The sequence below is a fragment of the Sulfitobacter mediterraneus genome (genome assembly GCF_003054325.1).
Classification (GTDB): Bacteria; Pseudomonadota; Alphaproteobacteria; order Rhodobacterales; family Rhodobacteraceae; genus Sulfitobacter; species Sulfitobacter mediterraneus.
This window is the reverse complement of record NZ_QBKU01000013.1, coordinates 106,251-119,916: the sequence shown is the minus strand read 5'-3', so window position 1 is coordinate 119,916 and position 13,666 is coordinate 106,251. Positions and strand designations below refer to the sequence as shown.

At 54.2% G+C, this 13,666-nt stretch carries 9 protein-coding genes; 1 reads left to right on the top strand and 8 read right to left on the bottom strand.

Features of this window, described 5'->3' with window-relative positions; translation table 11 throughout:
* Positions 1-389 precede the first annotated feature (389 nt).
* Positions 390-3,656 (bottom strand): nidogen-like domain-containing protein, encoded by a 3,267-nt coding sequence (locus tag C8N31_RS18030; protein WP_025047582.1) that lies wholly within the window; start codon positions 3,654-3,656, stop codon positions 390-392.
* Between the two features lie 342 nt (positions 3,657-3,998).
* Here C8N31_RS18030 and C8N31_RS18020 point away from each other — a divergent pair, with 342 nt between their 5' ends.
* Complete coding sequence (locus C8N31_RS18020; RefSeq protein WP_025047580.1) at positions 3,999-4,691, top strand: IS6 family transposase; 693 nt, start codon at positions 3,999-4,001, stop codon at positions 4,689-4,691.
* A 551-nt stretch (positions 4,692-5,242) separates the two neighbouring features.
* On the opposite strand, the gene C8N31_RS18015 is transcribed toward C8N31_RS18020, so the two are convergent.
* The 7 genes from C8N31_RS18015 to C8N31_RS17985 form a co-directional block, all read right to left on the bottom strand.
* On the bottom strand, positions 5,243-5,650 hold the full coding sequence (locus C8N31_RS18015; RefSeq protein ID WP_025047579.1) for a universal stress protein: 408 nt from the start codon (positions 5,648-5,650) through the stop codon (positions 5,243-5,245).
* Positions 5,651-6,638: 988 nt separating this feature from the next.
* Positions 6,639-7,049: a universal stress protein gene (locus C8N31_RS18010; RefSeq protein WP_025047578.1), complete on the bottom strand. Its 411-nt coding sequence runs from the start codon at positions 7,047-7,049 to the stop codon at positions 6,639-6,641.
* Positions 7,050-7,075: 26 nt separating this feature from the next.
* Positions 7,076-8,056 (bottom strand): alcohol dehydrogenase catalytic domain-containing protein, encoded by a 981-nt coding sequence (locus tag C8N31_RS18005; protein ID WP_025047577.1) that lies wholly within the window; start codon positions 8,054-8,056, stop codon positions 7,076-7,078.
* Positions 8,053-8,814, bottom strand: coding sequence for an SDR family NAD(P)-dependent oxidoreductase (locus C8N31_RS18000; RefSeq protein ID WP_025047576.1), 762 nt, complete (start codon positions 8,812-8,814; stop codon positions 8,053-8,055). The genes C8N31_RS18005 and C8N31_RS18000 overlap by 4 nt, the downstream gene beginning before the upstream one ends.
* Complete coding sequence (gene hisD, locus C8N31_RS17995; RefSeq protein WP_025047583.1) at positions 8,807-10,114, bottom strand: histidinol dehydrogenase; 1,308 nt, start codon at positions 10,112-10,114, stop codon at positions 8,807-8,809. The genes C8N31_RS18000 and hisD overlap by 8 nt, the downstream gene beginning before the upstream one ends.
* Positions 10,115-10,144: 30 nt before the next feature.
* Positions 10,145-11,191, bottom strand: coding sequence for a DUF475 domain-containing protein (locus tag C8N31_RS17990; protein ID WP_037918078.1), 1,047 nt, complete (start codon positions 11,189-11,191; stop codon positions 10,145-10,147).
* Positions 11,192-11,194: 3 nt separating this feature from the next.
* Complete coding sequence (locus C8N31_RS17985) at positions 11,195-13,495, bottom strand: TRAP transporter large permease subunit (RefSeq protein ID WP_231476739.1); 2,301 nt, start codon at positions 13,493-13,495, stop codon at positions 11,195-11,197.
* Positions 13,496-13,666: the final 171 nt, after the last annotated feature.

Sequence of the window (13,666 nt, the reverse complement as noted above, 5' to 3'; positions counted from 1 at the left end):
GGGGGCATTTCCGGCTAGGAGAACCCATCTGGGAAGCCGCTCAGGTAGGTGAGCTAACATCATCAGACAACCCCAGAGTGCCCCTCTCAGGACCCCTATCATGTCTTGGTTAGGGTATCCTCCCTGGGGCCCCTAGACGGGCTCTCTCTGGCTAGGTGTCCTAGGCGAGGTATCCCTAGCAGGGCTCCCTAAGATCAGTGGGGGCCAATTAGGTATAAGTAATGGTAGTAGAGGACTGGGGGGGGAAGATAGCCCTGGGGGAGGTAACCCGATCAGGGTCCCCTGTGCTGGGGATCAGGTACCCGAATTAGGGATAGATGACTGGTTGTGGTGGATAGCCTTGGGGGGATCTTAGCTGAAGGGGTCCTACGGGTGGAAGGGGTGTCGTGTTAAGTAATTGCGAAAGGATCGTCTAGTACACCAACCAAAGGCATCAGGAATTCGCCATCGATGGCATCAAGTGCATCAGCATAGAAACCATCAATTGCATTGACCGCGCTAGTAGTACTTTCGGGTGTGCCATCAAAGAGCGCCATTGCAGCAGAGGCATTGTCGGTATCTGACATTCCTTTATGAACAGCGAAATATGCTCCTATGTCTGCTTTGGTGGAAAGGAATTGCTGATCCGCGATTTGTTGATCGACAAAATCCTGCCCAAGTTCTGGCTTCAGGTCTGATTTGGCACCGCGCAGGACCTCGAGTATAAACTGGTCCCTGCTTACGTCGCCATTGTCTAGCAGCCCAACCCAGAAATCGATTCCGATCTGATCAGGCGTTCGCCCAAGGACATTGCTGTAAACTGAGACTGCAAAGGCGTTGTTCGTCGTCCCTTCTGGGTAACTCTCGCGGGTCTCATCTTGGTCGATGAACAACGTTGCCATTTCGCTCAATGTTGTACCATTCGCGAATGCCGTTCCCCAAAAATTGAGCCCAACTGCATCAGGGGCGCGATTGAAGTAGGCAATGTAGAGCTCAACGAAGCTCTCCAATTCGGCAGGATCAAGCTCAGCAGGTCCACCGAATTTCTGCAAATCAAACGGGCCGCCCAACAGGTCAGTATCAAAGTCCAGAAACTCGATATCATGTAGAGTATCAGTCCCGTTGCCGTCGGTACGCCGATCTTTGACACTGGTTCCGGTTGGAGAAAGCGTCAAAGTATAGCTCGCTTGATTTCCGGAATACTGCGCGCTGTCAGTCCCGGCTCCACCATCCAGATAGTCGTCCCCAGAATTCCCAGTAAGTGAATCGTCGCCTGTGTCACCATAAATCTGGTCGTCACCGCTATCGCCGAAAGCCGTGTCGTTGCCACCTAGGGCGAACACCACGTTGTCTGTGATGTCGCCTTGCAAAAGATCGGCCAGAGATGTCCCATTCAAAACCACCGCCCCGTCGTCATCCAGAACTATTGTTGAGGCGGAACGATTGGCAAACAGAACAGTACCCGCCGTAGCCACTCCGATAGACATCGTAAGCGTTTCATCTAGTTCGACAGTGTTGTCGCCGTTGATCACAACTTCGATGGTCTTTTCGGCTTCGCCATCTGCAAATGAGATCACGCCGCCCAAAGGCCCATCAATGTCAGTGGAATCAACTTGCCCGCCGATCAAGTAATCGACATCGAGAGTGCCGCTTGTGGATACGATGCGATCAATAGTGAACCGAAACGTGCTAGTTCCAGCATTTCCTTCAGCATGACTACCTTCTGAATTGATCATTAGTGTCGGCAACGCTGCAGGTAGGTTCGCCGGATCAGTGTCTGCGCTAGGATTCGCAGCAAGCATCGTTGCGCCCGTTACAAAAGTCAGATCGCCAGTGAGCGCAAAATCAAGAACAGCGTTTTCAGCAATAACTGGATTTGTTATTCCTGCCGCTTGCACAGCCGCCTCTGCTGCCGCCCTAATATCAGCTGGCAGGTCGTCAACCGCGATGTGTCCACGTGGATAGCTGCTGTCTTGATAGTCGTTGGTTGTCTCACCGATCTCGCGATCAAACAGAGCCTGTGGCTCGGTGATCCTCCAAGCATCAGCGAACGTCGTATACAGCGTAGAGAAATCCAGCGGCTGCGCCAGTACCGTCCCATCGGGCAGCATTAAGTCATTCGAGACGTTGCCATCTGCATTTCCGAGTAGCCCGCGTACACTACCGGCGGCTCTACTGTCAGAAAGGAATGTACATACATTTAACGACCCGTTGTCGAACACCCCAACCATGAGCTGTTCCCCATTGGGCATAATGATCGTATAAGTATCTCCATTCGCATATATTTGCCCTCCGGAGCTTCCAATCGGCAAAGGCCCGTTTTCAACAGTCAGCGCGGTTAATTCGCCGTTGATACTCAGAGGTATGTCGCGATTGACATCTAGCATCACCCGGGTGCCACCAATCTCTGTTGCAACGGCAGTGATGAATGAGACTACATCACTGATCGGTGCGGTCCGTATTTGCACATTCAGCGGATCGCCGGATATTGTCTCAATCAACGTAAATTCGCCAACCGCCTGAAAGTCATACCCAAGACCGTCTAGGGTTACGATGTGGGGGTCACCATACACATCGGATTCGGGCCCGGTCACAGGTGGCGGCGGAAAATCATCATTTATGATCCGGCCAAAACCCTGGAACGCAGAGAAAATGACGGTTTCACCGTTGGACGACACTGCATTGCGTAGTGTGACAACGATGTTTTCGTTGGCTTCGATGGTCGTGTCACCCTGAACGCCAATGGTAATAAGCTTCACGGTTTCTCCGTCAGCGAAATTCAGAATCCCACTTCTAGGCAAAGCTCCAGCCACATCCCCCGAATTTGCCGGTGATGGGAAAAACCCTGTCGCATTCCACTCAACATCCAAAGTACCGGTGACATCGCCGGTACGCTCGACCCGAAATACCAATTCAGTTACACCACTATCACCCTCCATCACGTCTATCGCGGAGAAGATGGAAACCGTGGGGGGGACATTACCGTTAAAGACACCCCACCGCCATAAACCGTCAAGCCCGGTGTTCCCAGAAGTGTGTTCTAGCGCGAGCATGGCGTCCTCGTTGCCCGACTGTGGCAACTCAAAAAATATGGCATTGCCGGAAGAATAGCCTGCTCGAGCGGTAATACCTCCGACCCCACCTTCACCATCGCTGGCGTCGCCCGCGGTCCAATCGATCCACTCGTAACGGAACTCAATGTCGAAATCCCCTGCAGTACGCCCCAAAGTAGAGGAACGATCTGTTAGAATAAGCTGAAACGCGTTGACATGGTCAGTGTTGCCGCTGAAATAGCCGACGTCATCCCATGTCGCAACAAAGCGATCATTTGCGGCGTCCAATGTGTAATATACTAAGTTAGTACCTTGAGACGAGCCGCCCGGCGACACGTTTCCAGTGCTGCCTTCGGTATCAACGTCTGCCCAATATGGAAAAATTCCAGGTGTTGTTCCGCTGGAAATCGTTTGTGGCGTGTAAGCGCCGAGCGGCGAGTTAAAGCTCACTCCGCCGTTGTTATTTACGAAGAGCGAATTGTACGTCGCTCCAAAAAAATTCAGACCGTTTTCGAAAACGCCGGTGATGTCTATCTCTCCAGTGGAGGAATCGTCATTGCGATCCAGTATTTCTCCACCAAATCCTGTTGTTCCGCCAAGAGTGTTAATTAATGGTACGGCCATTCTCACGCTCCTCATCCCAGAGAGTTTGATGCCAAACCCTCATACATATTCTAGAATAAGAATATCACATGAGCTGATCGAGACAATGATCTGTGTCAAATTGCAGCTGCGTGAAAATCACAAAAAAAATAGTCCCTTCACCCCCGGCCAGCACGAAGCCAGCCGGGAAGGTTTGTTATCAGGGGTAGCGCTTGGTCACAACGTAATCAGCCAGCCACTGCCAGTAATACTGGGCACTGATAAAGCCCTGATCTCTCGCAGCCACATCCTCAGCCTCAGCACGGGTCAGGGCGTTGTCACGTTAAGTCGACGATCTTGGATGGACTGGTTAGTTGTCATGGAATGAGCAAGATATCTTACGTGCGCCACCGCTTTCCGCCGGAAGTAATTCAACGGGCCGTCTGGCTCTACTTTCGCTTCCCACTGAGCTTTCGAGACGTAGAGGAAGTACTGGCGGAACGCGGGATCGACGTCAGTTACGAAACGATCCGTCGGTGGATCTTGAAGTTCGGTTCCGCGATTGCTGCCAGCGTCAGATCTCGCAGAGTGCAACCTTCGGGAACCTGGCATCTCGATGAAGTTTTTGTCCGCATCGGCGGCAAGCGGACATATCTATGGCGCGCCGTGGACGATGAAGGCGAAGTACTTGAGGTTCTCGCCCAATCTCGCCGTAACAAGCGCGCAGCCCTTAAGCTCATGCGCAAACTGCTGAAAAAGCAGGGCTACATTCCGGACGAGATTGTGACCGACAAACTGGCTTCATATGCTGCGGCGCTTCGGGAGCTTGGCTTGGCTCATCTTCACGTCACAGGTGGCCGGTTGAACAATCGGGCAGAGGTTTCACACCAACCGACACGCCGGCGAGAACGACGGATGGGCAGGTTCAAATCACCAGGTTCAATGCAACGATTTCTGTCGGTCCATGATGCTATCTACAATCACTTCAACGTCCAACGACACCTAATCTCCCGACCAGTTCTCCGTCAGATGCGCGCCAGAGCCGCGGCCGAATGGCATCAGATCGTCGCTGCTTAAATTCGGGTTCTTTGTGATCTTCCTAGTCTGCCCAAGTTAACGTGACAGAGCCCCACCGATCAATTGGCCGATAAGTTGTTCCATTCGATTTCCTCCATGAATGTAAGAACCAACATAATCAGAGAACATGGCGTCTCGGCTATGTTACTTTCATCGCTGCTTTCCCCTAAGCACTTGGGGTTTTGCGCAGATGCCCCAGGCAGGAACCTATCCTTTTGGATAGACCGATATGCGAATGCTCAGGTGATCAAAGCCGAGAAGATGGTATTGTGCAATCAGTTGGGGTGTTTTTTGCATCACACCCCTCGATCGACGCGGCCAACCGGTTTCCGAGACATAAACTGGGACGGTCGCGTCCCCTTCAAGATGTGGGGCTGACGTTCCCCCCGAGCGTCAGTCCCTGCATTTGCCATCGCCGATCAGCGGCAAACACAGAAAAACAGTGGGCAAAAATCATGATGCTGCGAACTTGCTCGACAGCGAGCGCTTCTTGTTAGCTGGATCTGGTGGGTGAAGGAACTTTCATGGCGCTTCAACCGCCTGATTGCTCACTACCTGAGAACGTGCACCGCGCATCCGGCGTGCCTGACGACGCGGTCAGCGGTTGAACCAAGGAAATAGTTTTGCAGGCCCGGCTTATGAGAGGCCAAAACTATGCAATCAATGCCGTGATTTTTAGCATATTCGACGATAGCATTTCCTGCGTGACCTGAAACTGTCACCCCAACGCAATTCGGTAGTTCTTTGGATATTGCAGAGACGCCTTCCTCAACTTCTTTTCGAGTATTGGCTAACACCTCTGCGGGAATCTCAGCTGTAACGTAAGCAGGGATAACTTCCATTACATGCAGGACAGTGAAAGCCGCTCCGTCTCCTGCCAGAGTCTTCGCAACTTGGATGGCGCTGTGCTTTTCGTGGTCATCATCGAGCAATACCGGTATCAAGATGTTCTTGTACATTTTGGTTCTCCATTTCTGGCGCAGTTGCCGTCTGAGAGACTACTACTTTTGCCCATATTCCTCCTTGATGCAGGTCAATCGCCCCGCACACGTCATCTCCGCCGCCCTCCAGCATCATGAGCCAACCCCCGCAGAGGCCGCCAGAGTGCCTCAAGAGGGCCGGTCGTCGCGTTGGATGGGGTTCCGACCAGTGCCCCAGTTGACCAGAGAGCGCCAGTTCGCCGGAGCGTTGGTAGCGGTTCGGTTGATCTTCGGCGTCGATGACGGATCGTTGACTGAACTCTGGCGGGCTGGGCGCAGCAGTCTAGAGCCAACAGATCACCCCCGTGGCACCCGATGCTCACTCCGCTAGCGCTACGTTCCGCCTAGACCACCGCTACGACGGTCAACAGATACGTCCAATCTGCCCCATGCTCACTCCGCTGGCGCTACGTTCCGCCCCAGTTTCGGCCCCAGTTTTGATGGCGAAGGAGAAAAACTGATGCTGTTCAAGCAACGTCAAGGTTTCCTACCATCCCAGCCACTCTTTCGCAAATCGAGGCGGCGCAGAGCACGCGATATAACTGCGTGTTATCAACGAGTTGTGCGACAGGCTGATTTAGAGAGACCGTAAGCTGTCTCTGTTTCTGCGCCACAATATACCAAAGTCTCAGAACGCCAATTCCGCGATCCGTGGTACATGTTTGAGGGTGTCTAGAGAGTCGCGAACAAAGCGCGTTGCTCAGTCCAATCCGATGGAATGCGACAACGCATTGCCCAGTCGGATGTTAAACCAAGCGGTTGTTTACCTTCCATCACCTGGCGCAGAAGATCCGGCGCAAGGAAAGCAGAGCTGATCATCTTTTGGATCCGGTCGGAAGATGTATTTTGCGATTGAGCTATCTGCTTGAAGGTTTGTCCTCGCCTGACCAATCCATACCATAAGTTCGCTTTGGCTATGTTTTGGATAGGCGATATTCATTGTCAGAAGTTCCCGTTGAGTTGCTGCCTAAGTGTCTCGGTGCACATGCACCGCGCAAGGTGCGTGACGCACCACACGGGCCGCCGTGGAGCCGATCAGATAGTCGGTGAGGCCGGGCTTGTGCGACCCGATCACGATACAATCAAAGTTATGCGTCACGGCATGATCTATGATCGCCCGGTGGGCCTGGCCGCGTGTGATCTCGGCATGGATATCGTCAAGCCCGACGAGCTTTTCTTTCATGATTTCAAGGGCGCGCTCATATCCCTGTCGCACCGTGTCTTCTCCGATGTAAGTGCTGACGGAGCCTTTCGGCACCTCGTAAACATGCAGCGCGGAAATCTGGCCCGACGGGGCACATAATGCGCGTGCAATTTCCAGTGTTTGCGGAGAAATCCCATGATCTAGGGCCATAGGGACGAGGATCTTGCTATACATTGGTAATTCCTTTCTGGCTCACCGGGCTAGGCCCAGGGGTCGAGGATGACTTTTGGTGCTGCAATGACACCTTCGCGCAACTCTGAAAAGGCCTGAGCACCGTCAGACAAAGGACGTTCTTCGATCCAGTCGAGTGGCCCGAGGCGGCCCTCAAAAATTGCCTGCGCGGTGTTACGGAAGTCTTGCGAAGTGTAGGTATAGGTTCCGATGAAGGTAATTTCTTGAAGCGTCAGGCGGCGGACATCAAGGCCGCCGGTGTCTTCGCCTAAGCCAATATGCGCGATCACCCCGCCAGGTGCTGCCACTTGTGATGCAAGCGCGCGCGTTGCTGCGTAGCCGACCGCATCAATGACGATAGTTGATGGGGCCGTTGTCGTGTCAGTGACTGTCTGGCCACACCGTTCAGCGAGAAATGCACGGCGTTTTTCATTTGGCTCGATTATTGTGACCTGTTCAACGCCCATGGCGCGCAACGCGAGAGCCGCAGCAAGGCCAATGGCGCCGCCGCCAATAACAAGCGCCCGCCTTTCCATATTCGAATGCAACGCTTCAAGCGCTAACCTCGCGGCGTGCCAGCTTACAGCAAGCGGTTCCGCAAGAGCTGCTTTGGCGAGACCAACATCATCCGGGACAGTCACAAGATTGCTGCCGGGCATCGCCAAATATTGCGCGAACGCACCTTCGCGCGGCGGCATCGAGATGATCTGACGATCGGCGCAGAGGTTCTCACGCTCCGAAATGCAGGCCAAGCAGGTTTTACATGTGACAAGCGGGTTTATGGTGACGCGCCGGCCATCTTCTGGCCCCCCTTCGATGACCCCTGCGGCTTCGTGGCCGAGGATCAAAGGCGCCGGACGCCGCGCATCATGCCCCAGATAGGCATGCATATCTGATCCGCAGATACCTGAAGCGACCACGCGAATGAGATGTTCACCTTCACCCGCCTCTGCCTTTGGCATGTCGCGAAACCCAAGTGTTTCGACATCTTCATAAACCAGAGCTTTCATTTCGCTGTGAACCCTCCGTCGACCATTAGAATTTGGCCGGTAACGTATGAAGACGCGTCCGAACACAAGAACAGCAAAGGGCCGTCCATATCTTCAAGTCTGCCATTGCGGCCGATACAGGTTTGGGCCGCATTACGGCATGCGCGCGCGTCGTCACTAAAGACGGCCTGCGTAAGTTCGGTCGGGAAAAAGCCTGGGCCAATTGCGTTTGCTGTGATGCCATAGGATGACCACGCCTCTGCCATCGCACGGGTAAGCTGGCTGATGCCAGCCTTGCTGGTTCCGTAGGCAATGCCACCCGGAAAGGCACGGGTTGTTTGCAAAGACGCGAAATTAACGATCCGCCCCCACCCTTTGGCTTTCATGGCGGGCACGAAGGCTTGGCTGAGGAAAAACGGAGCCGAAAGATTGAGCGCCAGCGTTTGATCCCAGCCCTCATATGTAACTTCATCGGCAGGTTCGCGTGTATTTACCCCGGCTGCATGGACAAGAATATCCGGGGCGCCAAACGGCTCTGAGATCGCGGAGCACAGATTGCCAAGGTCGCCACGGTCCGCGATGTCCTTTGCGACATGGGCCGCGCAGTCCCCAAGTTCTGCTGACAAGCTCTGCAGCGCGGCCTTGCGGCGCGCCACACAAACAACTTTCGCACCTGCCAATGACAACGCAATAGCTGCACGGCGGCCAAGACCGGAACTCGCTCCGGTGATGCAGGCAACTTTACCCGTCAGATCAAACAGGGCGCGAGGATCAGCCATCTGCTGTCAGATCGAAAACTTCGTCAGGAAAATACTTGGCGAGCCTGACATCTGCGGCCCTTGCGTGACCTTCCATGCCTTCCAGGCGAGAAATGCGCGCTGTAGCCTCGGCTACGGCTTTCGACCCCTCGCGCGTAGCGCGTTGCCAAGTGACAATCTTCATGTACTTGTGCACGCTGAGACCACCGGTATAGCTGGCCGCGCCAGATGTGGGCAAAACGTGGTTTGTCCCCGCCGCTTTGTCCCCGTAGGAAACGGTCGTTTCTTCCCCCAAAAACAGCGATCCATAGCAACGCAGCCTATCGAGCCACCAATCCAAATCATCGGCTTGAACGGTTAGATGCTCGGGCGCATATTCGTCGGACGTGGCGGCCATTTCCTCTCGGTCGGAACAGATCATTACCTCTGCATAGTCGCGCCAGGCGGCCTCTGCGTTCTCCCGGTTCAACTCTGGAAGGTCGACGATCAATTTGGGCACCCGCGCGAGAACGTCCTCTGCCAATGGCCTGTGGTCGGTCACCAACCAAACTGGAGAATTATATCCGTGCTCGGCTTGGCTCACCAGATCGGTGGCAACGATGTGAGGATCAGCGCCCTTGTCTGCCAGGATCAGGCTATCAGTCGGACCTGCGATCATATCAATGCCAACACGACCATAAAGAGAGCGTTTCGCCTCGGCGACGAACTGGTTGCCAGGTCCAACAATGATATTCGCCTTTGGCTGATCAAACAAACCAAACGCCATTGAGGCGATCCCCTGAACCCCGCCGATGGCCATGATTTTGTCAGCCCCGCAAACGTGGGCCGCATAAACAATGGCCGGGTGCAAACCAACGCCCGGTTGCGGCGCCGAACAAACAGTGATGTGCTCGCACCCGGCTACTTTTGCTGTCGTAACGGTCATGATTGCGCTGGCGATATGGCGATAGCGGCCTGCCGGAACATAACATCCAGCCGCAGTCACCGGTATCGCCTTTTGACCAGCCACTAAGCCCGGATTGATCTCGTATTCCACGTCTGCGACCGTTGCTTTTTGCACTTCGGCGAACCGGCGCACATTGTCCTGAGCGAACAGAATATCGTCTTTGAGTTTTTGCGGAACCAGCGCGGTTGCTGCGTCTATGTCTTCTGATGTCAGGCGTACATTGCCGTCATATCGGTCAAATTTCTTGGCGTATTCCATCGCCGCGTCTTCGCCGCCGCGCTCTATGTCCTCAAGGATCTTGGCCACAATCTGCTTTGTTTCGCCTTCATCAGAGCGCGGCGTTAGGGTCGCTTTTTTCATATATTCACGGGCCATTTTCGGATCGTCCTGACAGCTTGGCAGAGATTATGTCTCGCGCTTGTTGTGATTGATGGAGGCGTAGAAGGCCAAGGCGATCAGAACCATGCCAATTCCCCCCGTAATGAGCTCATGCACATGCACGATTGATTGCAGGAACATTACAATCGACAGCGCAAAAATCGAATAGAACGCTCCGTGTTCCAAGTAGCGAAATTCTGCCAGAGAGCCCCGCTCGACCAGCATGATTGTCATGGAACGAACATACATCGCGCCAATGCCCAGGCCGATCGCGATCAACAGGATATTTGTTGTCAGGGCAAAGGCGCCGATCACACCATCAAAAGAAAAGCTGGCATCGAGAACTTCGAGATACAAAAATGCCCCGAGTCCGCCCTTGGCACCAATCTCGGCGGCAGAGCCAGCCATATTGTCCAAATAGGTTCCAAGACCTTCGACCATTGTGAAAACCAGCAGCCCCATGACAGCAGAGGTCAGGAAGGGGGCGACGTCCTGTATCGGAAGGGACCGCGAGATCATCAGCACAATCACCAGCACGAAAGCGATCTCAAAGCCGCGGATCGACCCCCAAACACGCAGGCGTTTTTCGAGTATCTCAATCCAGTCGATCGATTTGTCCTCGTCAATGAAGAACTTCAAAGCAACCATCATGAGGAACGTTCCGCCAAAGGCCGAGATCGGGCCATGCGCCTGCCCGATGATCCGCGAATATTCGTCGGGATCCGCGAGCGCCAGATGCATCGCTGCGAACGGGTTAATCCATGCAAAAATGGCGACAATGGCCAGCGGAAACACAATTCTCATCCCGAAAACCGCGATGAGAATACCCCACGTGAGGAAACGTTGCTGCCAGACTGGCGACATTTCGTCCAGCTTGTTTGCATTGACGATGGCGTTGTCAAAAGACAGGGCGATTTCAAGTGTTGCCAGGACCGCGCCGACCATGAGAAAGGACAGAATGCCACCCAGATCACCTTTGGTCGCCCAGCCCAGCCAGCCGGTCAGGCCAAGCCCAAGAACTGTCGTGATCAATGGCCATTTCAGATAGGAAAGAGAACTACGTTGTGTGCTCATGGGTTAGTTTCCTGACATAACGGCCGGCAACCAAAGCACCAGCTGTGGGAAGAGAAACAGAAGGACCAGGCCCAGCAGTTGAACCAGCATGAACTGCATCATGCCAAGGTAAATATCCTTGAGATCCCAGTTGGGTACGACACCCTTGAGGAAGTAAGCCGACAGGGCGACAGGAGGCGACAGCCACGCAGTTTGCAGGTTGACCGCGACCAAAATGCCGAACCAAACCATCAGGTCGTACCGTTCCAACCCATAGATATCCAACGCTTCGACAGTTGGCAGCAGGATCGGAACGACGATCAACACAATCGGCACCCATTCCAGTGGCCACCCAAGAAGAAAGATCAATGCCATCACGATGATCAGGATCAGATAGGGGGACATATCGAGGCCCAAGAGCAGCTCGGTCATCATCTTGGGTGTGCCCAACGCGCTGAATTCCGCACCGAAAAAGTTCGAGGCCGCCACGAGGAACATGATCAGAACTGTAATTTCAAGCGCCTTGATCAGGCTGTCGAAAAAGCTTGGGATTGTGAACTTGCGATAGCCGATAGAGAGCAGGATCGCTCCGAATGCGCCCATGGCGGCAGCTTCGGCAGGGGTCGCAAGGCCAAGCAGGATCGAGCCCAAAGCAAATGAGATCAGGATCGTAGGCGGCATGAGGCCGGCGAAAAACTCATCCCAAAGGTCGGAGAAGTAAAAGCTGTCAACTGACTCCGCGCGGTAGATCACCCGGCCGAGATAGGCCAGCAAAAGGATGAATACCGCTAAGGTGATCGACCAGATCGGCAGGCCACCATCCGCGCCGACATTGGCGAATACCATATAAAGATGGAATGCCACCGCAATTGGCAGAACCAGACGTAAAGTGCTTAGCTTTCGATAGGCGCCATAGGCCCCCGCGAGCGTGACGCCCAAGACAATCAGACCGGCAAATGGAATGGTTCCGCCAAAGGCTCCGCCCAAACTCAAGCCGAAGACGCGGCAAATCGTCAGCACGCCCAGACAGATCAACGCGACTTCAGCACCATAGAAGTTCGAGGTGTCTGGTTGGTCTTCTTCAGCGAGGATCGGTCCCAGCTCAGGGTTCAACCAGCACCTTCCGAGGGTGTAGATCAGATACAGCGACGCCAGCAGCGCGCCGGGGATGAAGGCCCCTCGGAACAGGTCGAGCGTTGACACTTCCAAGACCGGGCCCATCACGATCAACATGATCGAAGGTGGAATCAGAATGCCAAGCGTGCCGCCCGCAGTGATCGTTCCCGCCGCAAGTTGCACGTTATAGCCTGACCGGCTCATCGTCGCGCCCGCCATGATCCCAAGAAGGGTCACTGATGCCCCAACAATGCCCGTTGCCGCAGCAAAGATGGTCGAAACGATCAACACCGCGATGAACAGAGCCCCGCGGACGCGGGCCATGATCATCTGGATTGAAGCGAACAACCGCTCCATTAAACCAGCAGATTCCATCACGATCCCCATTAGGACGAACAAAGGTACTGCCATCAGCTGGTCGTTCAGCATTGTGGAGTTGGTGTTCAGTGTCATCAACAGGGTGGTCAGTTTAAAGTTTGCGCCCCAGATGCCGAAAACGAACGCAAGAAAAATCAGTGTGAACGATATCGGAAAGCCGATGAAAATCACGAAAAGCATCGCGCCAAGCATGATCAGTCCAATGGTGGGTTTGGACAGGTTGGGCTTTGCTTTCATAAGGTCGGTGAACCACTCGCCACCCGGCACAAGCTCTGGTGTGAAGATCGCGAGAATAAGCCAGATCAATGCGACCAAATAGATCGGCAATGCCCTCAGGAACCATCTTTCCCGCTCCTTCCCCATCTTGTGAAATGCGCGGAAAATTTCCGGAATGCCTTGCAACGCTAACAAAAGTCCACCGACAGGCATTGCCAAGCGCGCTGGCCATAAGAGCGGCCCCCATGCGCTGTCGATCTGCATGGTCTCGCCTCTCGAGAAGGCAAGCCACCAGAACTCGCTTGCGACGATTGTAAAAAATATCATCGAAGGCATGAAGAACAAAAGATAGAGCGTCGCATCGACGGTCGCTTGCGTCTTGTCTGTCCAATTGCGGTAAAGGAAATCGGCGCGGATATGTACTCCGCGCATTAGGCCGTAACCTGCCGCCGCCATGAACAGAACACCTGCTAACATTCGGCTGGTGTCATAGACCCACAGTGTCGGGCCAAGACCAAGCGAGCGCGCAAGGTCTTCAAAGCCAGCGTTCTGGAGAATGGAAAATGAGTTGCGAGAGATGACTTCAAAAACCACGACAACGATCAGCGGCACCATCAAAAGCGCGATCAGCTGGCCTGCGCGGTAGTTGAGCACGTCAATCGCCGCTGTTATCGGACGCTGCCACGCGGTCATGTCTTCCGGTGTTTCGCCGGGTGCTTCTGCTCGTCGTTCCGCGATCAGCTCATCAGCGATTTCGAGCTCATCCGGGTTCACCTCGTCTGCGGC